This is a genomic window from Actinomadura macrotermitis, from assembly GCF_009604375.1.
In the GTDB taxonomy this organism is placed as follows: domain Bacteria; phylum Actinomycetota; class Actinomycetes; order Streptosporangiales; family Streptosporangiaceae; genus Spirillospora; species Spirillospora macrotermitis.
Genome location: NZ_WEGH01000002.1, coordinates 821,288 through 845,961, shown reverse-complemented (window position 1 = coordinate 845,961; position 24,674 = coordinate 821,288). Strand labels below are relative to the sequence as shown.

Here is a 24,674-nt window from a genome sequence, read left to right as displayed (position 1 = left end):
CGGTCTTCCGGCATCCGGTCAGGCGATCGGGTCCGGCCGCGGCCGGGCTCCGTTCGTGCCGGCGCGCTGGAGTTGCCTGCGCGAGGTGATGCCGAGCTTGATGAAGGTCTTCCGCAGGTGCCATTCGACGGTGCGGGGGCTGATGAACAACCGGGCCCCTATCTCGGGGTTGCTCAGCCCCTCCCGCACCAGCCGCACGATCTGGAACTCCTGCGCGGTGAGCTCGCCGGCCGTCTCCAGCGCACGCTTGCGCGGCTGCTGCGCGGTGGCCAGCAGCTCCCGCTCGGCCCGCCGGGCGAAGGCCCGCATGCCCATCGCCGTGAACGACTCGTGCGCCGTCCGCAGATGCTCGCGGGCGTCGCGCTGGCGGCGCTCGCGGCGCAGCCATTCACCGTAGAGGAGACGGACGCGGGCCGTTTCGGGACGTACGGCCGTGCGGTCGATACGGCCGATCGCCTCGCGGTAGCACTCCTCCGCGGCCGCGCCGCTGCTCAGCAGCGCACGGCAACGCGCCTCGACGCTCAGCGCCCAGTCCGTCCCGCTGGCGCTGGTGCGCTCGCTCAACCGCCGGAACGCGCCGGCGGCGCGATCGGGGGCGCCGCTCCGGACGGCGGCCTCGACGTACTCGACCAGCGCCCAGCCCACCACGGCGCTCGTCTCCCGCTGCGGAAGGCCGGTGACCTCGCTCGCCGCGGCGAGCGCCTCCTCGTACCGGCCGAGGCTGTTGTACAGCAGCGCCGTCGTCCACCCGCCGGTGAGCAGGGCGCTCCCCTCGCCCCGCCGGATCGCGTCCGCGACGATCGTTCTCATCAGCTCATCGTGCTCGGCCTCCCTGCCCAGCCACGCGGCGGCGTGCAGCGCGCCGTAGGGCGGGTGAACGGTCCCGACCGCCTCGGCGATCGTCCGCACCTCCTCGATCAGCGCGGAGGCCGTGTTCAGCTCGCCCGCGACCATCTTCACGGCGATGCTCCCGGTCAGCGCCAGCGGAAACGCGGTGGTCCGCCGGCTCTCCCTGGCCAGCCGCAGGTGCCGGGTCGCGCAGGCGTTCCAGGTCTCGTGGTCCCACATCGTCGCGGCCGAAATACCGGCGAGCCACAGCCAGCGCAGCCCGTCCTCCGGCGGGAGTTCCGGGTCCGTGAACGCTCTCAGCGCCGGTTCCAGGGCCGTCGCGCCCGCGGCGTGGCCGTCGATGATGAGGGTCGTCAGCCCGTCGAGCAGCAGGTCGGCGGGACGGGCGGGTCCTCCCGGCGAAGGCGCGGACCGCGCGGCCTCGGCCGCTTCGAGCTGGCCGCCGCCGGTGGCCAGCGGCCCGGCGAACAATGCCGCGCTGATCGCCTCCAGGTACGTCTCGCGGGCGAGTGGCGCGTCGTGCGGCTGGAGCCGCCCGGCGGCCTCGAGCAGCATCCCGGGCGCGTCGCTCCCGCGGTCGGCGGCGAAGGCGATCTGCGCGCGCATGAGGCTCACCTGGCCGTGCCGGAGCGGATCGAGCGAGTCCGCCTCCGCGATGGACAGCATCCGCAGGGCGGTTTCCAGCGTTCCGGCCTGATAGGCGGCCCGCGCGGCGGCCATGGCCCGCTCTTGGCGGCGGGCGGGGTCTGGAGTCAGCTCGACCGCCCTCGCCAGGAACGCCGCCGCCGCGGAGAGCCCTCCCCGCGCCCGGGCCCGTGCGGCCGAGCTCGCCAGCTCCGCCGCGACGTCCTCGGAGGGCCCCTGCGTGCCGTGCGCCGCGTGCCAGACGCGGCGGTCCGGATCGGTCCGCGGATCGATCACCTCGGCGAGCACCCGGTGGACACGGCGCCGCTCGTCCGGCGAGGCGGCCCAGTAGACCGCCGATCGGGCCAGCGGATGACGAAAGCTCACCCGGTCGTCGATCTGGACCAGCCCGGCGGCGACCGCGGGCGCCGCCGCGCCGATGCCGACGGCCAGCCGCTCGGCCGCGCGCCACAGCACAGCGGCCGTCCCGCCGGGCTCCGCTGCTGCGGCCAGCAGCAGAAGGCGCGTCCTCGCCGGAAGCCGGACGGCCCGGCGCTCGTAGATCTCCCGGATCCGGCCGGTCAGGGCCTGGGGACCCGGAAGCCCGAACCCGCCCGCCAGCTCGGCCGGGTTCGACTCCTTCGCCAGCTCCACCAGTGCCAGCGGATTCCCCCGCGCCTCCGCGACGACCCGGTCCAGCACCTGCTGGTCCTGCAAGGCGGGAAGCGCGGCGCGCAGCAGGTTCCGCGCGTCCCCGTCGGGCAGCCCGGTGATCTCCAGTTCCGGCAGGCCGGCCTGTTCCGCGACCGAATCCCGGGCGGCGAAGACGATCGCCACCGACTCGGCCAGCAGGCGGCGGGCGGCGAAGGCCAACGCCTGCATCGAGGCATGGTCGAGCCACTGCGCGTCGTCCACCAGGCAGAGCAGCGGACGCTCCTCGGCGGCCTCGGCCAGCAGACCGAGGGCGGCCAGGCCGACCAGGAAGCGGTCGGGAACGGGTCCGGAGCTGAGCCCGAGCGCCGTGCGCAGGGCTTCACGCTGAGGAGCGGGGAGGCGGCCGAAACGGTCGTTCATCGGCGCGCAGAGCTGGTGCAGGCCCGCGAAGACCAGTTCCACCTCTGACTGGACCCCCGTGATGCGCAGGACCCGGAACCCGCGCGCCCGCCCCGCCAGATAGTCCAGCAGCGCCGTCTTTCCCACCCCCGGCTCGCCGTGCAGCAGCAACACTCGCCCCTCACCGCTCCGCACGGCCTCAAGGAGGCCGTCGAGCCGCGCAAACTCGTCGTCTCGCCCTCGCAACACCTGACAGCACCGCCGTTCGATCAGCCCGTATCCCTGTGTCGCCCATGAAGACCGGACAGCCCCTGCGTCCGTGACGGCCGCCGGTTCCCCGGGGATGCGGCGCCCTCCCAGGGAGTCGGCCCGTGCAGTCCCCTGGTCCCTCCCGGTGCCCGGTCCGGCCAGGGTGATCGGACCCGCCGGACGACGACGGACCCGCGCGGGCCGAACACCGAACCCGACATCTGGAAGGCACGACCATGAATGGTTCTGAGCGGCGGCTCGCGGCGCCGGTACTGGTGATCGGCACCGGAGGATCGGGACTGCGGGCCGCGATCGAACTCGCCGAGCGGGGCGTGGGGGTCCTGGCCGTCGGCAAACGCCCTAAAGCCGACGCTCACACCACGCTGGCCGCCGGCGGCGTCAACGCGGCGCTGGCGACGATGGACCCGCACGACAGCTGGCAGCAGCACGCCGCCGACACTCTGCAGGAGAGCTACCTGCTGGCCGACCCGGAGACGGTGCGGATCGTGACCGAGGGCGCCGCGCGCGGCATCGACGACCTCGTCCGCTACGGGATGCCGTTCGCGAGGGAGGCCGACGGACGGATCTCGCAGCGCTTCTTCGGCGCCCACACCTGGCGGCGGACCGCGTTCAGCGGCGACTACACCGGCCTGGAGATCCAGCGCGCCCTCGTGCGGCGGACGGCCGAGCTGGACGTCCCGATCCTGGACACCCTCTACATCACCCGCCTCCTGGTGTGCGACAACGCGGTCTTCGGCGCCTACGGGTTCGATGTGAACGACGGAACCCGCTACGTCATCCACGCCGACGCGGTGATCCTGGCGACCGGCGGGCACACCCGGATCTGGCGGCGCACCTCCTCCCGCCGTGACGAGAACACCGGCGACTCCTTCCGCCTGGCGGTGCTGGCCGGTGGCCGTGTCCGCGACCCCGAGCTGGTGCAGTTCCATCCCTCCGGGCTCCTGTCGCCCGAGGACGCCGCCGGGACGCTGGTGTCGGAGGCGGCGCGCGGCGAAGGCGGGAGGCTGCTCAACGACCTCGGCGAGCGGTTCATGGCGCGCTACGACCCCGAGCGCATGGAGCTGTCGACCCGCGACAGGGTGGCACTGGCCGCCTACACCGAGATCAAACAGGGGCGCGGCACCCCGAACGGCGGAGTCTGGCTGGACGTTTCGCACCTGCCCCGAAAAACGATCATGGAGCGCCTGCCGCGGGTGTACCAGACCCTGCTGGAGCTGCAGATGCTCGACATCACCAGGGACCCGATCGAGATCGCCCCGACCGCGCACTACTCGATGGGCGGCGTATGGGTCCGTCCCGAGGACCACAGCACCGATGTGGACGGCCTGTACGCGATCGGCGAGGCCGCCAGCGGTCTGCACGGGGCCAACCGGCTCGGCGGCAACTCCCTCATCGAACTACTGGTCTACGGCCGGATCGTCGGCGAAGCGACGGCCGCCTACTCGGCCGGCCTCCAAGGGCGGCGCCGGTGCCCGGACGCGCTCGCCGCGGCACGCCACGAGATCGACGGGCTGCTGTCCTGCGACGGACCGGAGAACGTCCGGGCCCTGCAGCGCGCGGTCCGCGACGTCATGACCGAGTACGGCGGAGTCGTCCGCGACGAGAAGGGCCTGCGCACCGGCCTCACCGAGCTGGACGCCATCGAAGCGCGGATCGGCGCCATCGGTGTCCACCCCGACAACGCCGGCTATCAGGACCTCGCGCACGCCTTCGACCTGAAGTCCACCGTCCTGGCCGCGCGGGCGACGCTGGACGCGGCGCTCGAACGGCGCGAGACCCGCGGCTGTCACAACCGCTCGGACCATCCCGAAATCGACGCATCGCTCCAGGTCAACCTGGTGTGGTCGGGCCCCGGCAAGGTCGAACGGGAAGGCATCCCGCCCATCCCCCCGGAGATCGCCCCCCTGATGCGGGAGGTCTCCTCCACCGGCAAGCTCGCCGAATAGGGGGAACATGAACCGCCGGAGCCGGAGACCCCTGCGGCCGCACGGAATGCGATCTCCCTCGCGGCCCGCACCGAGCCCGCGGGGTGATCACGTCAATGATCCAGAACAGGACGCTGGACCGGCGCGGATGATGCCGTCACGGTGTCTTGTGCTCTCCAGCAGCCCAAACGGGCACCAGGAACGCAGAAGGGGCTTCGTCGAAGATGGTCGCCTTCGACGAAGCCCCTGCTCACGAGCGGAGGATCGGGGATTTGAACCCCGGATGGGCGGTAAACCCAAACCGCATTAGCAGTGCGGCGCCATAGACCGGACTAGGCGAATCCTCCATGTAGCCCTGAGGCTCAGCACAGGCTACCGGTCGGCGTGCCGAGCAGCAAAGCGTTACCCGGGAGCCGACGCCCAAGCATAGTGGGAAACGAGCGTGGACCGTACGAGGCCGGGCCCGGCGGCGGGCCGGGCCCGGCCTCGTCGTCAGCTGCCGAAGCGGAAGTTGGACTGGTAGCCGCACGCCTTGCCGAGCTCCTGGCCGTGCTGGGCCATCTGCGTGAGGGAGTTCATCCCGCCCGCCGAGGGCCGCCCCGAGGACAGGCTGCGCAGGGTGTCGGCCGTCTTGTCCAGGTCGCCGGCCAGTGCGGTGGCGGACGTCTCGACGTCACCGCCGGCCTTCTGCCCCTCACTGCGGATCTTGGAGGCGGCGGCGGCGAACTTGTCCGCCTTGGCCGCGGCGTTGGCGCCCGCGCCGCCGAGCCCGGTCGCCGAACCCGAATCGCCGAGGGCGGTCAGCTCGGTCTTGATGTTGTTGCAGGCGGTCTTCTTGTCCCCGCCGGCGACGGCGTCGAGCGGACCGCAGGCCGTCGAGCCGAGCACCGCGCCACCGATGGCGAGGGCACCGACGATCTTGGCGGCAGACATGCGCATAGGGGATTTCTCCTTCAAGCGGGGGGCTGGGAACACGGGGCGAGCGTAGACCTCATGTGACACACCCGCCTCGATCACCACTTCGAGTGCGCAGCGCCCCGATCGGTTCCACCCCGCCGCCCCCGGCGGCGTGCCTCCACCCCGAGTCGCAAGAGCTCCGAACACCCGGTACAGTTATCTCCAGCAGCGCGCACCCGTAGCTCAATGGATAGAGCATCTGACTACGGATCAGAAGGTTAGGGGTTCGAATCCCTTCGGGTGCACAGCAGGCCAGAGGCCCCTTGCGATCATCGCAAGGGGCCTTTGTGCTAACGGGTTTGCTGACAGGAGCCGGTTACGCGGCTCCCTCCACCTGCTTGGTGAAGATGGCCGCCGCCTCGGCGAGCTGCTCGTTGATCACGTGCGCGTAGACCCGGAGCGTGATCGCCGGATCGGCGTGCCCCAGCCGCGCGGCGACGACGCCGACCAGCAGCAGCGTGGTCGCATGGACGTGCCGCGGATCGTGAAGGCGAGCGTGCGGCAACGTGTCTCCCTCGCCCACGGTGGCGTTGTGGCTCTTGATCAGTTGCTTCATGAGGGATGAGGCCGTGTCGGGGGGATCGGCAGGACGCGGCCGCTCACGAAGACGTGTCCGTCCTCGATCTTGCCCGCACCCCGCCGGCTCTCCCCGGCTTCGAGCTTCTCGGCAGCCTGCCGCTTGCGATGCGCGAGCAGCACACGCACCGTCCCGGCGTCGATGCTCACCACCCGGGACCGTCCGCTCTTGGTCGTCCCCTCGATGCGCTCACCGGCGATGAACGAGACGACCCCCTGATCTGGATCGTTCGGCTGTCCAGGTCGACGTCACGCCACCGCAGGTTGAGCAGCTCCCCGCGCCACGCCCCCATGTAGGCCGCCAGGTGGAAGAAGGCCGACAGCCGGTGCTTCTGAGCCGTGCGGAGGAAGGCGCCGAGCTGCTCGGGCGTCCAGATCTTTCCGGGCTCCGGGTGCGGCGTGCGGGACCGCTTCGCCCGCTCCACCGGGTTGGACGGGATGAGCTGGTCAACGAGCACGGCGTCCTCGGACGCCTTGCGGAGGACCGCGTGCACGTAGGCCACGGTGCGCGGGGAGAGGCCCTTGCCATCCCGCCCGCCGCTCGTCACGAGGTCGCGGTAGAGCTTGATCACCTGCGCCGGCCGAACCGCCTGCAGCGATCGGTGAGCCAGCGTTGGTGGCGGCAGCGGTGGGCGCGGGCTTGGTGGCGCCGTCGGTTTCGGGTGGGTGTCTGGGGTGGTGGAGATGGGCGTGCAGGCGGCGGATCTCGTTGACGGTGAGCGGGACCAGTTCGCCGGGGTCGTCCCTGCGGGCCCGGGCCCCCGTGTGGCGGGGGCGTCGGCCCCGCCACTGTCGTCATCGAAGCCTGGAGGCGCCCGGTGGCCAGGAAGGCCAGGTGGGCGTGGGCGACCATGGCCAGCGTGACGTGCCGGCGAACCTGGTAGTGATCGAGACCGACCTGGTTCGTGGTCGCCTGGAAGCATTCCTCGGCGCTCCATCGGCATCCCGCGGCCCGGACCAGTTCGGGTGGGTCGCTGATCGACCGGAGGGCCAGCGCCCATGCAGAACGGCTCAGCCGTCGGCCAGCCGGTCAGGGCCTGCGAACCAGGACCTGGGTAGATACAGCTGCCGGTCGATGAGCACCCGCTGATCGCCGGGGTTGGCATACGAGGCGAACGGCAATGGGTGATCTTCCTCGCGGTGCCGGTGTACTGGCGCTGAGCGGCGGCCCTTCTTCTCGAACCCGGTGTCGTCGGTCATCTGCCACCGCAGCGCGTCGCGCACCTGGCCGGCGTCCCATCGTGCTTGGTTGAGCAACCGCTGCATCCCGTCCGGCCGGGCATCCCCGGCGAACTCCGCCGGCGACCAGCCCGCTCAACAGGCCCAGCAGATACCGCCTGGCCCGCAATCGGGGCTCCCTGCGCCCGAAGAACGGCGCCACCACCTGCGCGAACAACGCATCGAACCCATCAACCCACCCGGCCGGGTCGACACCTTCTACAGCAGGCGGCACGGCCACCGCCGATCATAGGGTTCCAACACACCCACATGATCTAAATAGATCATGGATTTAAAGACTTTGACGCGCCTGGTTTTGCAGGTCAGAGCATTGTCGAAGTCGCGAAGCTCGTGATCTCACTGGATCACGGCGGTGACCGTCTCACGTCCCGGCCTCGACCAGACCGATATCTCCAAGCGCGGCTGGAGTGATAACGGGCAGAGAGCCGGGCGGGCTGCCGTCCAGAATCACGTGGATGCGTCCCTGAACCACGCGCAGGAGCCGCCCGAGAGGTGAATCCGGCCGATCTACTCCTGGTGCCAGGCGTGAAAATCCATGCCCGCGTCCTCTCATGCTGAAAGGCGGCGGCGGAGATGAGGGCCGGCCCAGGGGCCAGGTCGTCGTCTCGTTCGCGACCATGGGGTCTTGGGGGTCCCCTGTGTCGTCAGATGTGACCATCGGACGATACATAAACCGATGGTTATGAAGACCGAAATGACGCGAGTCGATGATCGCGTTCGGCCCGGTTCTCGGTACATGCTCCTTGACAGTCGGTCATGACTCCACTTCAGTCGGAGGGCCGCGGCGCCGGCCCGGCGTGGAGGGCCGTAGGGCTGCCGGGGCTGACGGCTTCGGGGCTATTGACGGGCGATTTGACAGCTGCTTAGCCTGAATGAGATCGCCTGTAGTAGGCGGCCACGGTCCGAGTCTCCCCAGGTGGGCACCTGTGCCAGGACTTACGTGGGGCGCTGTGCGTACGTGCCACCACCCGACAATTCATAAATTCTGACAGGAAGGCCTCGGGTCATGTCGTCGGTTGGAGAAACGGTAAGAACTCGATCGGATTCGGTGAGCCTGCCGGGCAGCCAGGCGATCTGGACCGAACACGTCGGCCGGGTCCATCTGCTCTCGACGCGTGAGGTGCAAGTGTTCACCAAGCTCGGTGAGGGCTATTCGAACCGGCTGATCGCCCGACAGTTCGGCATTGCCGAGCGCACGGTGAAGACTCATGTCGCCCAGATCATGAGCAAACTCGGTGTGGATTCCAGGCTGCAGGCGGGGCTGGTCTCCGTTCTGCACCGCCTCCTGAACGAAGGCGCCATTGATGATGGCTGTCGCTGAGGCGCGTGCGGGTCATCCGAAATCGGTGGCGCGGGAGGAACGGACGATGGCCATCGTCGGCAAATTCCTGACGGACATCGAATCGGAATAATTCGTTCGCCGAGGCAAGAGCAAGTCCGCCCACCCCTTGTCCGGCAGTATTTGTTTCTTTCGCATTATCCCGGGCCTGGGCGGCGTCACCTCTGTGCGCGAAAAGATCGTCCTTGGAACGGGCGGGCTTCTATGGGAAGGCGGCTGTCGTCCTAGAGCGGGCCGGAATCCCTGTGCCTTTCAATGCCGAGTGGTCCCGCATGGCTTATGTCGCACGCTTCCGGCCTGGACTTCCCACAGAATTGATCGTGAAGAATTTGAGTACGAGGTCGGTCCTCCGTGAACGCCCTGGCCTGTTTCCCGCGGGTCATTGATCGAGCTTTTTTCGTGCGCCCAGAAGATCGGAGATGATGCCGCGATGAGCGGCTGATCTTTTCGTTCGCAAGCTCGTCGTCGCTTGCCGGTGGAAGTCCGGTCCGGGTAGTTGCCAGGAAGCCCGGTGGCAGGCTGGCGGCCTCGCCTGGAAACGGGCGGGGTCGAAGCCCGGCATCGAAAACCCTGTTAGAGGGAAGCGAAGATGCGGTCCGTAACATAAAGCGAAGCCTGCAGCGTTATTACTCAGCCGTCTTTCGAGGCGGGACAAGAGAGTGCCGAGCCCTTCGAAACCGGAGTGAAGGCCATGGGAGCGGTGAAGAGCCTGGAGGTACAGCCGTGAAGGACTCTCCGGCGTATGGGCGCGGAACGTAACGATAGTGGCGGCGGGAACTGGGGAGGCCTTCCCCGGCCCGGTGACCTGCGGAATGATGTCACCGGAGCGGCATGCCCTATAACCGATGATCTCGGGAAATTGGTGGTGTGCCGGGTGGGCGTCGGAGGCGGTCGTTGTCGCGTTCGACCCTGGCCTGTGCGACCGGCGTGGTTCGCCGTGACCGTGCTGCCCGAGGCGCCCGCCGGCACCGGGCGTTGCCACCCGGCCGGCAAGCCCTGATGACGCCGGTCTACCTGCGCAAGGGCGAGACCTTCACCGCACTGGCTGGTGGGTTCGGTGTTTCGACCGCGACCGCCTGGCGGTATGTGCACCGCACCGTGGGCCTGCTGGCCGCCCGCACCCCCGCGCTGCGCCGGGCGGCCGGCGACGGGCTGCTGTATCCGGTGCTGGACGGCGCCCTGGTGCCGACGGCCCCTACTACTCGGGAAAGCACAAGGAACACGGCATGAACCTGCAGGGTGCCGGCAGCGACTGACGGGCGGCTGTTGTGGGTGTCGGGGGCGTTGCCCGGCAGCGTGCACGACCTGATCGCCGTCCGGATCTGGGGCATGCCCCGGCTTTTGCGCAGCACCGGGCTGAGCCCTGGTCACCTGGCCGAAGCCATCCTGGTACTCCACAACCGCGGACTTCAGACCACCTGCTGAAAAGGCTCAGTATTTCCACGCGGTCATCACGTCCGCGCGGACCGGATTCGGGAAACCCCATCCGAACGCGTACGCGGCGGGGCGGGAATGGTTTCCGTCCGATATGGAACTGTGGGTGATCGGCTACCACGAGGACGCGGACGCGATCGGGCCCGGGAAACATGACATCAACGGCGCCTTCCCGTGCCGTCCGGGTGGCCCGCGCCGGGCCGCGAGGCATGCTGCTGACCTGGTGTTCGCTGTCAACCTGTGCCTGGTCGGACGAAAGTTCCATTGACCCCTGTCCGGGCTCGGGTGAGTCTGAAGAACACGAGAGGTCCATGCCGGCGCCGCATGGGCCTTCCATTCCACAGGTTCCACTCATCCTCATCCTTCTCGGATTGTGCTGGGGGCTCGTGTTCGTGGTCAGAGACAGAAGTCTGGCGTGCTGGAAGTTGACCGAAGTCTCAGGCGGGTGCCGCACGTGAAACGGGCGGTGGTGATCGGCGCCGCGATGACGGGACTCGTCGCGGCCAGAGCGCTCAGCGAGACGCACGACGAGGTGGTCGTGCTCGACCGCGACAGCCTGCCCGGCGACGCGGTGCCGCGGACCGGAACGCCCCAGGCCCGCCATCTGCACGGGCTGCTCGCCCGCGGCCGCGACCTCCTGGAGGAGATGTTCCCCGGACTCTCGGCGGAACTGCTGAGCCTCGGCGCGACCAGCGCCGACCTCCAGCACGACATCTGCTGGACCCTGGACGGCCATCCGATGCACCGGGCCAGGTCCGGGCTGGAGGGCCTGTCCATGAGCCGGGCCTTGCTGGAGAACCGCGTCCGTGCGCGGGTGGCGGCGCTCCCGAAGGTGCGGATCCAGGAACGCCGGGAGGTCGAGGGGCTGACCGCGCACGCCGGGCGGGTCACCGAGGTCCGGGTCGTCCGCCTGGACGAGGACAACCTCCGTGAGGAGATCGGCGCCGACCTCGTCGTCGACGCCTCCGGGCGGGGCAGCCGGTCTCCCGTGTGGCTGGAGGAACTCGGCTACGAACGTCCCGCCGAGGAGGCCGTGCGGATCGGCATGACCTACGCCACCCGCCACTTCCACCGGGAGCCGCACCACCTGCCCGAGGGCAAGGGCGCCGTCGTGTCACTGTCCGTGGACAATCCGCGGGGCGGCGCGCTGGCGCGGGAGGAGGGCGACCGCTGGATTGTCACGCTCGCCGGGATCCTCGGGGACGAGCCCCCGCTGGACGACGCCGGGTTCCACGCCTTCGCGGCGACCCTCCACGACCCGCGGATCGCCGGGCTCATCGCCACGGCCAAACCCCTGGAGAAGGCGGTGCGTGCCCGGTTCCCCGCGAGCGTCCGGCGCCGCTACGAGCACCTGGAGCGGTTCCCGGACGGTTATCTCGTCATGGGTGACGCGGTGTGCAGCTTCAACCCCGTCTACAGCCAGGGAATGACCGTCGCCGCGGAGGAGGCGCGGGTGCTGCGGACCTGCCTGCTCAAGGGCGACCGTGACCTCGCCTGCCGGTTCTTCCAGGAGATCAAGCGCGTGATCGACGTGCCGTGGCTCATGGCCACCGGAGGCGACCTGCGCTTCGACGGGGTCGAGGGCCGCCGGTCGCCCGTGCTGCGGCTGGCCAACGCCTACCTCGGCTCGCTCGGGAATGCCCTCGAACGGGATCCGGCCGTCGGCCGCACGATGCTGCGCGTCGCCAACCTCCTGGACCCGCCCCACCGGCTGTTCTCACCGCCCATTCTCCTGCGCGTACTCCGTGCGAACGTCCGCCCGGGGCAGGCGAGGCCTGGACCCGGCGTCGACCGGCCGAACCAGAAAGCCCCGCACAGTCCAGACACGCGAGGGAGGACAGGGAACCGCGAACACGACGGGCCGCGGTCGCCCGGTCGCCGATGACGAACGCACCTCACGGGATCTCCACGGGCACCGACCCGGATCGTCCACCGCTCGTCCCCTGGCCGCTCTCGCAACCGGACGAGGGCCTGCTGCGCGCATGGGCCGCACGGCTGCACGAGTACGCCGGGCAGCACCTGGACCTGCGGCCCTCCGCGGTCGGCCGCCTCCTCGGCGGCGACAGGACCGGCCCGGCCGCCCACCGGGCCGTCGTGCTGGGCCGGGACCGTTCCGATTTCGTCCGGGGCCTGGACGCGCTGGCACACGGCGGTGAGGAGATCGGCCTGATCCGCCCCACCCGCGGCCTCCCGGACCTCCGGGGCGGACGCGGGGCCGTCTTCGTCTTTCCCGGCCAGGGCGCGCAGTGGGCAGGCATGGCCGGGGGACTGCTGCGTTCCTCCCCGGTCTTCGATGACGTACTCCGGCGGTGCGACGAGGCGCTCTCGCCGTTCGTGGAATGGCCGCTTCTCGCGACACTGCGGGGTGAGCACGGAGAGGGATGGCTCCAGCGCGACGACGTCGTCCAGCCCGCGCTGTGGGCCGTGATGGTCGCGCTGGCCGAGGTCTGGCGCACGCACGGCGTCGAGCCGTCCGCCGTCGTCGGGCACAGCAACGGGGAGATCGCCGCGGCCTGTGTGGCCGGAGCGCTGTCCCTGGCCGACGGCGCCCGGGTGGTGGCGCTGTGGAGCCGTGCCCAGGCCACGCTCGCCGGTGACGGCGCCATGTTCACCGTGGCGCTGACCGAGGACGCCGTCTCGGAGTGGCTGTCCCCCTGGGAAGGACGGCTCGCCCTCGCGGCCGTCAACGGGACCCGGTCGGTCGTGGTCTCCGGCGACCGCGCCGCCGTCGACGCCCTGATGGCCGAACTCGGCGAAGCCGGCCACCGGCCGCGCCGCATCCCCGTGGACGTCGCTGCCCACTCCCCGCACATCGAACGGTTGCGGGAGCGCCTGCTCGCCGACCTCGCTCCCGTCGCGCCCGTGCCCGCGGAGATCCCGTTCTTCTCGACGGTGACCGGGGAACTCATGGACACCGGGGACCTGGGCGCTCGCTACTGGTACCGGAACCTGCGCAGCACCGTCCGGTTCGACCGCGCGACCCGGGCCTTGCTGCGCAGCGGACACGAGCTCTTTCTGGAGATCAGCCCGCATCCGCTGCTCGCCCAGGGCATGCAGGAGACCTTCGACGCCGAGGACCGGACCGCCGTCGTCGTCGCCACCCTCCAGAGACAGCGCAGCGACAGGGAGGAACTGGTCAGGTCACTGGCGGAGCTTCATGCCAACGGCGCGACGGTGAACTGGGACGCGGTGTTCGGGCCCCGGGACGGAGACGACGGCGAGGTCGCCCTTCCGGAAGCACCGACCGAGGCGGATGACGGGCCGGCGGAACCGTCGCTGAGGCAACGCCTGGCGACCGCCTCGGAGGCCGAGGCCCGGCGCGTCCTGATGGACCTGCTGCGCTCCAGCGTCGCGCTCGTCATGGAGGAGCCGGACGCCTTCCTCCCGCAGGGGTCCTTCGCCGACATGGGTTTCGACTCCCTGGGCGCGCTGCGGCTGAGCCGCAGCCTCAGCGCGGTCACGGGGCTGCGGCTGCCGGCCACCGCCATCTTCGATCACCCCACGCCCGCCGAACTCGTCGCCCGCCTGCGAGCCGAGATCACCGGCGCCGTGAGCGACGACACCGCCGTCCCCTCTGTGACCCGCGCGGACGAGCCGTTGGCGATCGTGGGGATGGCATGCCGCCTGCCGGGCGGCGTGCGCTCGCCGGAGGACCTCTGGGAGGTGGTCCTCAGCGAGCGGGACGTGGTCACGGGCTTCCCCGGCGACCGCGGCTGGGAAACCGACGGCCTTGTGCAGCGAGAGGCAGGGCTGTTGGACGGTGTTGCGGATTTTGATGCGGGGTTTTTTGGGATTTCGCCGCGTGAGGCGTTGGCGATGGATCCGCAGCAGCGGTTGTTGTTGGAGTGTTCGTGGGAGGTGTTGGAGCGGGCGGGGCTTGATCCGTTGGGGTTGCGGGGAAGCCGGACGGGCGTGTTCGTGGGAGCGATCACCCAGGAGTACGGACCTCGCTGGCAGGAGACCGAGGGACCCGCCGCCGGATACGCGTTCACCGGCGACACCGGGAGTGTGGTGTCGGGGCGGGTGGCGTATGTGTTCGGGTTCGAGGGTCCGGCGGTGACGGTTGATACGGCGTGTTCGTCGTCGCTTGTGGCTTTGCATTCGGCGTCGCAGTCGTTGCGGTTGGGGGAGTGTGATCTGGCGGTCGCGGCCGGGGTGACGGTGATGTCGTCGTTGGGGGTGTTTGCTGAGTTCGGTCGTCAGGGGGCGTTGTCGCCGGATGGGCGTTGTCGTGCGTTCGCCGAGTCGGCGAATGGCTTCGGGTTGGCCGAGGGTGTGGCGGTGGTTCTTTTGGAGCGGTTGTCGGATGCTCGTCGTCATGGTCGTCGTGTTTTGGGTGTGGTGCGGGGTTCTGCGGTTAATCAGGATGGTGCTTCGAATGGTTTGACTGCGCCGAATGGTCCGTCGCAGGAGCGGTTGATCGGTCAGGCGTTGGTGAATGCCGGGTTGTCGCCGGATCAGGTGGATGTGGTGGAGGCGCATGGGACGGGCACTCGTTTGGGTGATCCGATCGAGGCGCAGGCGTTGTTGTCGGTTTATGGGCGGGGTCGTGTCCGGCCGTTGTGGCTGGGGTCGGTGAAGTCGAATATCGGTCATACGCAGGCGGCGGCGGGGCTTGCGGGTGTGATCAAGATGGTGATGGCGATGCGGCATGGGGTGTTGCCGCGGACTCTGCATGCCCAGGAGCCGTCGTCGCGGATCGACTGGTCTTCGGGCAAGGTGCGGGTGCTGACCGAACCGGTCGAGTGGACCACGGAGCCGACCACGGAGCCGACCGCGGAGCCGACCGCGGAGCGGACCACGGAGCGGACCACGGAGCGGACCGCGGATGTGCGGCGTGCCGGGGTCTCTTCGTTCGGCATCAGCGGCACCAATGCCCACGTGATCTTGGAGGAGGCTCCGCAGGCCGAGACCGAGACCGAGACCGAGACCGGGGCAGGGGCCGGGGCCGAGACCGGGGCTGAGGCCGGGGTCGGGGCCGAGACCGGGGCAGGGGCCGGGGCCGAGACCGGGGCTGAGGCCGGGGTCGGGGCCGAGGCCGGGGCCGGGGTCGGGGCGGTGTCTGGTCCTTTGCCGTTCGTGGTGTCGGCTCGTTGTGAGGCGGCGTTGCGGGAGCAGATGGCGCGGTTGGCTGAATGGGTGAAGGCCCATCCCGAAGCGCGGTTGGCGGATGTGGCCTTCTCTTTGGCGACCGGACGAGCGGTGCTCCCCTATCGAAGCGCGGTGATCGCTTCGGATCGCGATGAGTTGCTGGCGGGTTTGCGTGCGCCGGTGGTGGGGCGGGGTGTTGTGTCTCGTCCGGTGTTGGTGTTTTCGGGTCAGGGTGGTCAGTGGCCGGGGATGGCGGTGGAGTTGCTGGGGTCGTCGCCGGTGTTCGCCGAGGCGATCAGGGAGTGCGCTGAGGTGCTGGACCCTCATACCGGCTGGTCGTTGCTGGAGGCTCTTGGGTCGGCGGGGCTGGATCGGGTGGTTTCGGCGGGGCTGGATCGGGTGGATGTCGTTCAGCCGGTGTTGTTCGCGGTGGCGGTGGCGCTGGCGCGGTTGTGGGAGTCGTTGGGCGTGGTGCCGGCTGCGGTGGTGGGGCATTCGCAAGGGGAGATCGCCGCGGCGTGTGTGGCGGGTGCTTTGAGTCTTGGGGACGCGGCGCGGGTGGTGGCGGTGCGCAGTCGTCTGATCGCGGCACGTTTGGCGGGCTCGGGCGCGATGGTGTCGGTCGCGGCGCCGGCCGAGTGGCTGCGGGGGCGCTGGGACGTTGCGATCGCAGCGGTCAACGGCCCGGCCTCCACCGTGGTCTCCGGCCGGGTCCAAGCGCTGGAGGCGGTGGTGGCCGACTGCGAGTCCCAAGGGATCGGGGTTCGGTGGATTCCGGTGGATTACGCTTCGCATTCCGAGCACGTGGAGGTGATCGAGTCCGAGCTGGTCCAGGCGTTGGCCGGTCTGGAGCCGCGCCCGGCCAAGGTGCCGTTCTTTTCCACGGTGACCGGTGACTGGGTCGATACCGCTGTCTTGGATGGCGGGTATTGGTATCGGAATCTGCGGGAGCCGGTGGGGTTCGACGCGGCGGTGAGGGCGTTGGACGAGGCCGGGTTCGGGCCGTTCATCGAGGTCGGCCCTCATCCCACGCTCACCGTCGGCATGGACTCGGTGGCCGCGCTGGGAACGCTGCGCCGCGGTGAGGGCGGCATGGCGCGGATGCTGGCCAGCGCCGCCGAGGCGTTCGTGCACGGTGTCGGTGTGAACTGGTTCACCGGCCGCACCGGCCGGCTCGTCGACCTGCCCACCTACCCCTTCCAACGCAAACGGTACTGGCTCTCCCCACGCCGCGCCGCCGGCGACATCGGGCATCCGTTCCTGGAGACCAAGGTCGAACTGGCCGATGGCGCCGGGGTCGTGTACACCGGCCGGATCTCCCTGAACGACCACCCATGGCTCGCCGACCACCAGATCGCCGGCCAGGTCGTCTTCCCCGGGACCGGGTTCGTCGACCTGGCCCTGAGCACCGGGCTTCCCGTCCTGGAGCTGGCGGTGGAGGCTCCGCTTCTCGTCCCCGACCACCACGCCGTCGACCTGCAGGTCGTCATAGGCCCTCCACAGCAGGACGACCGGCGGACCGTGACCATTCACGCGCGCGCGGACGCCGAATGGGTCCGGCACGCCACCGGCCTGCTGGGGCGGCGGGAGCAACGTCCACTCGATCCACCGGAGGCCTGGCCGCCCGCTGATGCCGCCGAGGCCTCCCTGGACGGCTGGTACGAGAGCCTGGCCCGTCGCGGCTTCCAGCACGGCCCGCTCTTCCAGGGGCTCAGGCGTCTCTGGAAACGCCACGACGACGAGCTCCTAGCCGAGATCTCGCTACCCGACGAGGCGGTCACCGGGCGTGGATTCGCCGTTCATCCGGCGCTGCTGGACGCCGCGCTGCATCCGCTCGCCGCGCTGGAGGACACCGACGCGGTCCGGTTGCCGTTCGACTGGCAGGGCGTGACCGTGCACAAGCCCCACGCCCACGCCGTCCACGCCCGCCTGACGGCCCACGGCGACGGCGACGGCTATCGGATGCTCCTCACCGACCCGTCCGGTGAACCCGTCGTGTCGATCGGCAGCCTGCGGCTGGCCGAGACCTCCCTTGACCGGTTCGCGCGCGCCGGGGCGCTGCTCCGGCTCGACTGGACCCGTGCGGCCCCGGCAGAACGCTGGAAAACGCCGTCCCTGGCCGTGGTCGGCGATCGGTCAGGACTGCTCAGCACTCTCGCGGGCCCCCGCAGCTTCGCCGCCCTCGCGCAGATCGACGACGTTTCGGACGTGGTCGTCCTGCCGTGCGCGGACCGTCCGGAGGCGCCGGTTCCCGCCGCCGTGCGGGCGGTGCTGGCGGACGTGCTGGGATCGGTCAAGACATGGCTGGCCGACGAGCGCTTCGGCTCCACCCGGCTGGCGGTGGTGACGCGCCGGGCGTTCACCGTCACGGACGACGAGCCGGCGGACCTGGTCAACGCGCCTGTCTGGGGTCTGCTCCGCGCGGCCCAGGCCGAGTACCCGGACCGCTTCCTCCTCGTCGACATCGACGACAACGAGGAATCGGCCGCCGCCCTCCCGATGGTCCTGGCCACCGGGGAGCCGCAGGTCGCCATCAGGGAGGGAGCCGTCCTCGTCCCCCGGCTGACCAGGGCGGAGCAGCCCACCGCCCCGCCCCCGGCCCACGACGGCACGGTACTGATCACCGGGGCGCTCGGCGTCCTGGGGAGGCTGGTCGCGCGCCACCTGGTGGATACGGGCCGGGCGCGCCGGCTGCTGCTGGTGAGCCGCCGCGGCGACCAGACCCCGGGCGCCGCGGAGTTCGTGGACGACCTGACCAAAGCGGGTGCGGCCGTCACCCTCACGGCCTGCGATGTCGCCGATCGCCCGGCCCTGGAGCGGACGCTGGCCGGGGTCCCTCCCGAGCATCCCCTCACCGGTGTGGTGCACGCGGCCGGAGCTCTCGACGACGGTCTCGTCCAGGCACTGACGCCCGGGCGGTTCGAGCGGGTGCTGCGCCCGAAGGTGGACGCGGCCTGGAATCTGCACGAGCTCACACAGCACCTCGACCTGTCGGAGTTCGTGCTGTTCTCGTCGGCCTCGGCGCTGCTGGGCGGCCCGGCACAGGCCAACTACGCTGCCGCGAACGCCTTCCTCGACGCCCTCGCCCGATCGCGCCGCGCGCAGGGTCTTCCGGCACAGTCGCTCGCCTGGGGGTACTGGGACCGGCCCAGCGAGCTGACCGGTCATCTGACCGAGGCGGACCGGGCGCGGATGGCGCGGCTCGGGATCGTGCCCTTCGCGCCGGACGAAGGGCTGGCGCTGTTCGACGCGGCCTCCGCGATGGACGAGGCGTTGCTCGCCCCGGTGCGCGTGAACGCCGGCGCGGCGCCCGGCGGGACGTCCGTCCTCTTGCGCGGACTCGTCCGGCGGCGTGCGGCCACCGCGCCACGGGCCGACCACCTCATGGACGGCCGGGCCTTCCGGCGCAGGCTGGCGGACCTCCCGGCGCCAGAGCGACAACGCCTGGTCATGGACCTGGTCCGGACGAACGTCGCGACCGTTCTCGGCCATCCAGGCCCGGAGGCCGTGCAGCCCGACCAGCCGTTCAAGGAACTGGGCTTCGACTCTCTGATCGCCGTGGAGCTGCGGAACCGGCTCGGCGCGGCGACCGGGCTGCGCCTCCCGGTCACCCTCGCGTTCGACTACCCCACCCCGGCCGTGCTGGCCGCCCGCCTCGGCGACCGCCTGGCCGAGGAGGAACGCGCCGGGGCCGCCTCCGGTGTGCTCGACCGGCTCGACCTGCTGCGTACGGAACTGGCGGCGGTCGAGGCGGACGAGACCGTCCGTTCGGAGGTCACCGCCCGCCTCCGCGAACTCCTGCACACATGGTCCGGGACCGAGGCCCCGGACGACGGCGCCCAGCCGATCGAGGACGCGACGGCGCAGGAGATGTTCGATCTGCTCGACGAGGAGCTGGGACGGTCATGACGGCGAACGAGGAGAAGCTGCTCGCCTACCTCAAGCGCGCCACCACGGAACTGCGCGACGTGCGGCGGCGCCTGCGGGAGACCGAGGAGCGAGACCGCGAGCCGATCGCCCTGGTCGGCATGGCCTGCCGCTTTCCCGGCGGGGTGTCCTCGCCCGACGAGCTGTGGGAACTGGTCGACTCCGGCCGGGACGCGATCTCCGGTTTCCCCGCCGACCGGGGCTGGCCGGCCGGCCCGGGCGACGGTTTCGCCGGGGCGGGCGGCTTCCTGCACGACGCCGCCGAGTTCGACGCCGCCTTCTTCGGCATCGGGCCGCGCGAGGCCTCCGCGATGGACCCGCAGCAGCGCCTGCTGCTGGAGTGCTCGTGGGAGGCGTTCGAGCGGGCCGGAATCGCCCCTGACTCCGTCGCTGGAAGCAGGACGGGCGTGTTCACCGGCGTGATGTACAACGACTACACCTCCCGCCTCCTCGGCGTACCGGAACTGGACACCTACCGCGGCTACCTCATCAACGGGAGCGCGGGCAGCATCGTCTCCGGGCGGCTGGCCTACACCTTCGGCCTCCAGGGACCCGCCGTCACGATCGACACCGCCTGTTCGTCATCGCTGGTCGCCCTCCACCTGGCCTGCCGGTCGCTCCGCCTGGGCGAGTGCGGCCTCGCCCTGGTCGGCGGGGTGACCGTGATGTCCACGCCGGAGTGGTTCGCGGAGTTCGAGCGCCAGGGCGGCCTGTCACCGGACGGCCGCTGCCGGTCGTTCTCGGCGGACGCCGACGGCACGGGCTTCGCCGAGGGCGCCGGGGTGCTGCTCGCGGAACGGCTGTCGGAGGCCCGCCGGCTCGGCCACCCGGTCCTCGCGGTCGTGCGCGGCTCGGCGGTCGCCCAGGACGGCGCGTCCAACGGCCTGGCCGCGCCGAACGGCCCCGCGCAGGAGAGCGTGATCCGCGAGGCCCTGGCCGGAGCGCGGCTGTCGGCGGCGGAGGTGGACGCGGTCGAGGCGCACGGGACGGGCACGGTCCTCGGCGATCCCATCGAGGCGCAGGCGCTGCTGGCGACCTACGGCCGCGACCGGCCGTCCGGACGGCCGCTGCGGCTGGGGTCGATCAAGTCCAACATCGGTCACGCCCAGGCCGCCGCCGGGATGGCGGGCGTCATCAAGATGGTCCTCGCCATGCGGCACGGACGCCTGCCCAAGACACTCCATGCCGGGGTGCCGACGCCGAAGGTGGACTGGGCGGCGGGAGCGGTGGAGCTGCTGTCCGAACCCGTGGACTGGCCGGACACCGGTGCCCCGCGCCGGTCGGCGGTCTCCTCGTTCGGCGTGAGCGGCACCAACGCCCACATCGTCCTCGAACACGCCCCGGAGCAGGAGACGCGCGAGGAAACGCCGGGCCGGCCCCGGCTCGACGTGCTGCCGTGGATCATCGGCGCCCGGGACGGGCGCGGACTACGGCGGCAGGCCGAGCGGCTGGCCGCGCATGTGCGGAGCCACGGCGGCCGCGCCGCGGCCGACGTGGCGGTCTCGCTGGCGACCACCCGGTCCGCGCTGGAACACCGTGCCGTGGTGCTGGGCAGCGACCGGTCCGGGCTGCTCCGCGGCCTGGATGCGCTGGCCGCCGGAGAGGTCCGCGCCGACCTGGTGGTCGCCAGGGCCAGGCACGACGGCGCGCTCGCGTTCCTGTTCTCCGGCCAAGGTTCCCAGGCCCCCGAAATGGGACGGGCCCTCTACGCGGCCTTCCCGGAGTTCGCGCGAGCGCTCGACGCCGTGTGCGCGGAACTGGACGTCCACCTGGAGCGCCCGATCAAGCCGGTGATGTTCGCCGAGCAGGGCACCGCCGAGGCCGGGGCGCTGGACCGGACCGAGTACGCCCAGCCCGCGTTGTTCGCCTTCGAGGTCGCCGCGTTCCACCTGCTGACGGCGTGGGGCCTGCGGCCGGACCACCTGATCGGCCATTCCGTCGGCGAGCTGGCGGCCGCCCACGTCGCGGGCGTCCTCTCCCCCGGGGACGCGGCCCGGCTGGTCACGGCGCGGGGTCGGCTGATGCAGGCGCTCCCGGAGGGCGGCGCGATGGTCGCCGTCGGGGTCCCCGAGGCGGCGATGCGCGACCATCTCGCCGAGACCGGCGCGGAAGCGGTCGTCGCGGCGGTGAACGGGCCGTCCGCCGTCGTGATCTCGGGTGACGAGGACGAGGTCCTCACGGTGGCGCGCACCTGGAAGGAGCGCGGCGCGCGTACGAAGCGGCTGCCGGTCTCGCACGCCTTCCACTCCCCTCGCATGGAACCGATGCTGACCGGGTTCACGGACATCGCCGCATCGCTGACCTTTCACGAGCCGCGGATCCCCGTGGTGTCGAACGTCACGGGCGGCACGCTCTCCGCCGAACAGGCGCGTTCCCCCGCGTACTGGGCGTCCCATGTCCGCGAGGCGGTGCGGTTCGCCGACGGCATGGCGTGGCTCGCTGATCGCGGGGTGACGAGATGCGTGGAGATCGGCCCGGGCACGGCTCTCACCGTCGCCGCGCAGGAATGCCTCCCTCCGCAGGCCCGGAGCCTGTGCGTGCCGCTGCGGCGCGAAAGCCGATCCGAGACCTCCTCCTGCCTGACCGCGCTCGCCCACCTGCACGTCGACGGCGTCGCGGTGGACTGGGGCGAGGTCCTGTCCGGTCACGGCAGCGGCCGACGCGTCGACCTGCCGACCTACGCCTTCGACCGGCGCCGGTACTGGGTGAGCCCGCCGCCCTCGTCGGGCGACGCGGCCCGGCTCGGCCTGGAACCCGTCCGCCACCCGTTCCTGGGCGCCGCCGCCGAGGTGCCGGGCTCCGAGAGCGTGGTCCTGACCGGGCTGCTGTCCCCGGACGCCCATCCCTGGCTGGCCGATCATGTGATCGGCGGCGTGCGGCTGCTGCCTGCGACGGCGTTCGTGGAGCTGGCGACGCGCGTGGGACGCCTCCTCGGCCTCGACCGGCTCGACGAGCTCGTGCTGCGGGCGCCCCTCCTCTTTCCCGGCGGGCAGGATGCGTGGTTGCGCCTGGTCGCGGACGCACCGGACGGCTCCGGACGGCGGCCGCTCAGCATCTACTCCCAGCCGGATGCCGAAGCGCCGTGGGAATGCCACGCATCGGGCGTGCTGGCGCCGCTGAACGAGCCCGGCCCGCCGAGCGGCCCCTTCACCGCCTGGCCACCGCCCGGCGGAGTCGCCGAGGACATCGACGATCTCTACGCGGCCCTGGCCGATCGCGGCACCGGTTACGGGCCTGCCTTCCGGAACCTGCGCGGTGTGTGGCGGTGCGGGGACGAGGTGTTCGCCGAGGTCGCCCTCGGCACGGCGGCGCGAGAGGGCGCCGCCGCCTTCGACGTGCACCCGGTGCTCTGGGACGGCGCACTGCACGCCCTGTTCGTGCTGGAGGGCACCCGCGATACCGCGCCGGGCGAGGTGCGGCTGCCGTTCTCCTGGCGTGGGGTGACCGTCCACGCCACCAGGCCCGACGCGCTGCGCGTCCGCCTGACACGCGCCGAGGGCGGCGGGATCTCGCTGGCCGCCGCCGACTCCTCGGGCGCCGCCGTACTCTCGGTGGAGACGATCGGGCTCCGCCCGGTGCCGCTGGGCGAGATCGGTGGCCGGGCCGCGGCCCGCGACGCCCTGTTCGGGATCGACTGGGTGCCCGCGCCTGACCACCGGCAGAGGCCGGACGACCGCCCTGCCGTGTTCGTCCCGTTCGGAGGCACCGGCTCCGGCGCCGCGCCACCGGAGGCCGCGGAAGCGGAGGTGAACCGTGCGGTGTCGCTGATCCGCGACCGGCTCGCCGACCCCCGGCATGCGTCGGACCGCCTGGTGGTGGTGACCTCGGGCGCGGTGGCGGCGGTGGACGGCGACACGGTGACGGACCTCGCCGGAGCGGCCGTTTGGGGGCTGGTGCGGTCGGCGCAGAGCGAGCACCCTGGCCGGTTCACCCTCCTGGATGTGGACGATCCCGGCATCCTCTCGGACCCGCCGCCGCTGCCGGACGAGCCCCAGCTCGCGCTGCGCCAGGGTCGGCCGACCGTCCCGAGGCTGCGCCGCAGGAAGCCGGCGGCGGCGGATGCACCGGCCGTCCTCCCGCACCCGGACGGCACCGTCCTGATCACGGGCGGTACCGGTGCGCTGGGGCGCGGCGTCGCGCGGCACCTGGTCACGGCGCACGGGGCGCGGCGCCTCCTGCTCCTCAGCCGCAAGGGCGGCGCGTCCGAGGGGGCCGCGGAAATCGAGGCCGAGCTGACCGCATTGGGGGCACAGGTCACCGTGGCCGCCTGCGACGTGGCCGACCGGGCCGCGCTCGCGCGGGTGCTGGAGCGCATCCCGGACGAGCATCCCTTGACGGCGGTCGTGCACGCCGCCGGGGTCATCGCCGACGGCACCGCGAGGAACCTGACCCCCGAGAAGGTCGCCGCCGTCCTCCGTCCCAAGGCGGACGGCGCCTGGAACCTCCACGAACTCACGCGAGACGCGGACCTGTCGTCGTTCGTGCTGTTCTCTTCCGCCGCCGGGACGCTGGGCAGTCCGGGCCAGGGCAACTACGCCGCCGCCAGCCACTTCCTGGACGCGCTCGCCGCGCACCGGCACGCCGCGGGCCTGCCCGCGGTGTCACTGGCGTGGGGCCTGTGGTCGGTCCCGGGCGGCATGGCCGGGGACCAGGCCGACGGGCAGACGGCGCGGCGCGCGGCGCGGTCCGGCATGGCCGGGCTCTCGTGGGAGGACGGCCTGGCGCTGTTCGACCTCGGGATGACCGCCCCCGGACCGGTGCTCGTTCCCGCCCGAATCGACCTCGCCGCCCTGGCCGTCCTGCGAGATCCGCGCCCCGGGCGCGCCGATGGCGACCGGCGCCTCGACCGCCGGCGGCTGGCGGCCGTGGCGCCCGAACGGCGCCTGGACGCGGTGCGGATCGCCGTGCTCGAACAGGTGGCCGCGGTGCTCGGCCACGACCACGTCGGAGAGGTGGATGCCGTACGGGGCTTCACCGACCAGGGCTTCGACTCGCTGGGAGCGGTCGAACTGCGCAACCGGCTCGCCGCGGCGACGGGCCTCGACCTTTCCGCCACATTGATCTTCGACTACCCGAACGTCGCCGACCTGGTGCGGCATCTGCTCGAAAGCCTGGCCCCTGAGGAGGCGACCGAGAATGAGACGAGGAATGACGCGGGCAACCGCACGGATTCGATCAGGAATATGAACGCCGAGGAGCTCGTCCGGCTCGCGCTGGACGCGGAGAGACCGGCGAGATAACGGCTCTCCTCTGGGGCGCGGTGTGGCCGGTAGTGGACCCCTGTGCGCAATTCATCGACACCAAGAGTGATGATCTGAATACTACTGTCAAGCACTTGTCGATGATTTGACAGCGTTGTAATATCAGATATTACTTGGCAATTCGCCACC

At 71.2% G+C, this 24,674-nt stretch carries 13 protein-coding genes, 2 tRNA genes and 1 pseudogene; 8 read left to right on the top strand and 8 right to left on the bottom strand.

The genetic code is table 11. The features are described 5' to 3' along the window. Positions 1-18 precede the first annotated feature (18 nt). Entirely contained in the window at positions 19-2,775 is a 2,757-nt protein-coding gene (locus tag ACRB68_RS15715; RefSeq protein WP_207709707.1) for an AAA family ATPase, read from the bottom strand. Positions 2,776-3,011: 236 nt separating this feature from the next. Between ACRB68_RS15715 and ACRB68_RS15710 the strand changes: the two genes are divergently transcribed. Further along, the gene (locus ACRB68_RS15710; protein ID WP_153533205.1) at positions 3,012-4,742 is read left to right on the top strand and encodes an L-aspartate oxidase; all 1,731 of its coding nucleotides are present in this window, start codon (positions 3,012-3,014) and stop codon (positions 4,740-4,742) included. A 236-nt stretch (positions 4,743-4,978) separates the two neighbouring features. Here ACRB68_RS15710 and ACRB68_RS15705 read toward each other — a convergent pair. Both ACRB68_RS15705 and ACRB68_RS15700 read right to left on the bottom strand, forming a co-directional pair. Next, positions 4,979-5,068 (bottom strand) — tRNA-Ser (locus tag ACRB68_RS15705). 145 nt (positions 5,069-5,213) lie between these two features. Beyond that, a complete protein-coding gene (locus tag ACRB68_RS15700; protein WP_153533204.1) occupies positions 5,214-5,660 on the bottom strand; it encodes a hypothetical protein in 447 nt (148 codons plus the stop codon). A 190-nt stretch (positions 5,661-5,850) separates the two neighbouring features. Here ACRB68_RS15700 and ACRB68_RS15695 point away from each other — a divergent pair. Continuing rightward, positions 5,851-5,923, top strand: a tRNA-Arg gene (locus ACRB68_RS15695). Between the two features lie 71 nt (positions 5,924-5,994). Here ACRB68_RS15695 and ACRB68_RS15690 read toward each other — a convergent pair. The 5 genes and pseudogenes from ACRB68_RS15690 to ACRB68_RS42825 form a co-directional block, all read right to left on the bottom strand. Next, the gene (locus ACRB68_RS15690; protein WP_153533203.1) at positions 5,995-6,234 is read right to left on the bottom strand and encodes a site-specific integrase; all 240 of its coding nucleotides are present in this window, start codon (positions 6,232-6,234) and stop codon (positions 5,995-5,997) included. Then, a complete protein-coding gene (locus tag ACRB68_RS15685) occupies positions 6,231-6,404 on the bottom strand; it encodes a hypothetical protein (RefSeq protein ID WP_153533202.1) in 174 nt (57 codons plus the stop codon). Before ACRB68_RS15685 ends, ACRB68_RS15690 begins: the two co-directional genes overlap by 4 nt. Next, positions 6,401-6,826, bottom strand: coding sequence for a site-specific integrase (locus ACRB68_RS15680; RefSeq protein WP_153533201.1), 426 nt, complete (start codon positions 6,824-6,826; stop codon positions 6,401-6,403). The genes ACRB68_RS15685 and ACRB68_RS15680 overlap by 4 nt, the downstream gene beginning before the upstream one ends. Before the next feature lie 248 nt (positions 6,827-7,074). Continuing rightward, positions 7,075-7,218: pseudogene (locus ACRB68_RS42960) on the bottom strand (IS701 family transposase); the annotation flags it as partial. Positions 7,219-7,265: 47 nt separating this feature from the next. Beyond that, positions 7,266-7,520: a hypothetical protein gene (locus tag ACRB68_RS42825; protein ID WP_407924290.1), complete on the bottom strand. Its 255-nt coding sequence runs from the start codon at positions 7,518-7,520 to the stop codon at positions 7,266-7,268. A 1,021-nt stretch (positions 7,521-8,541) separates the two neighbouring features. Here ACRB68_RS42825 and ACRB68_RS15670 point away from each other — a divergent pair. From ACRB68_RS15670 to ACRB68_RS15645, 6 genes are all read left to right on the top strand, one after another. Beyond that, on the top strand, positions 8,542-8,814 hold the full coding sequence (locus tag ACRB68_RS15670; RefSeq protein WP_194293329.1) for a response regulator transcription factor: 273 nt from the start codon (positions 8,542-8,544) through the stop codon (positions 8,812-8,814). Positions 8,815-9,699: 885 nt separating this feature from the next. Continuing rightward, positions 9,700-10,062 (top strand): helix-turn-helix domain-containing protein, encoded by a 363-nt coding sequence (locus tag ACRB68_RS15665; protein ID WP_328594253.1) that lies wholly within the window; start codon positions 9,700-9,702, stop codon positions 10,060-10,062. A gap of 9 nt (positions 10,063-10,071) precedes the next feature. Next, on the top strand, positions 10,072-10,257 hold the full coding sequence (locus ACRB68_RS15660; protein WP_153533198.1) for a hypothetical protein: 186 nt from the start codon (positions 10,072-10,074) through the stop codon (positions 10,255-10,257). A 454-nt stretch (positions 10,258-10,711) separates the two neighbouring features. After that, positions 10,712-12,151: an NAD(P)/FAD-dependent oxidoreductase gene (locus ACRB68_RS15655; RefSeq protein WP_207709706.1), complete on the top strand. Its 1,440-nt coding sequence runs from the start codon at positions 10,712-10,714 to the stop codon at positions 12,149-12,151. Then, complete coding sequence (locus ACRB68_RS15650; RefSeq protein ID WP_153533197.1) at positions 12,148-19,266, top strand: type I polyketide synthase; 7,119 nt, start codon at positions 12,148-12,150, stop codon at positions 19,264-19,266. Before ACRB68_RS15655 ends, ACRB68_RS15650 begins: the two co-directional genes overlap by 4 nt. Then, positions 19,263-24,524 carry a type I polyketide synthase gene (locus tag ACRB68_RS15645; protein ID WP_153533196.1) on the top strand — a complete coding sequence of 1,754 codons (5,262 nt, stop codon included), beginning with the start codon at positions 19,263-19,265 and terminating at the stop codon, positions 24,522-24,524. Before ACRB68_RS15650 ends, ACRB68_RS15645 begins: the two co-directional genes overlap by 4 nt. The last annotated feature ends 150 nt before the right edge of the window (positions 24,525-24,674 follow it).

Excerpts from the sequence above, each read along its gene's own strand:
- ACRB68_RS15710 (WP_153533205.1), top strand. The coding sequence starts at position 3,012 with ATGAATGGTTCTGAGCGGCGGCTCGCGGCGCCGGTACTGGTGATCGGC.
- ACRB68_RS15700 (WP_153533204.1), bottom strand. The coding sequence starts at position 5,660 with ATGCGCATGTCTGCCGCCAAGATCGTCGGTGCCCTCGCCATCGGTGGC.
- ACRB68_RS15690 (WP_153533203.1), bottom strand. The coding sequence starts at position 6,234 with ATGAAGCAACTGATCAAGAGCCACAACGCCACCGTGGGCGAGGGAGAC.
- ACRB68_RS42825 (WP_407924290.1), bottom strand. The coding sequence starts at position 7,520 with ATGCAGCGGTTGCTCAACCAAGCACGATGGGACGCCGGCCAGGTGCGC.
- ACRB68_RS15650 (WP_153533197.1), top strand. The coding sequence starts at position 12,148 with ATGACGAACGCACCTCACGGGATCTCCACGGGCACCGACCCGGATCGT.
- ACRB68_RS15645 (WP_153533196.1), top strand. The coding sequence starts at position 19,263 with ATGACGGCGAACGAGGAGAAGCTGCTCGCCTACCTCAAGCGCGCCACC.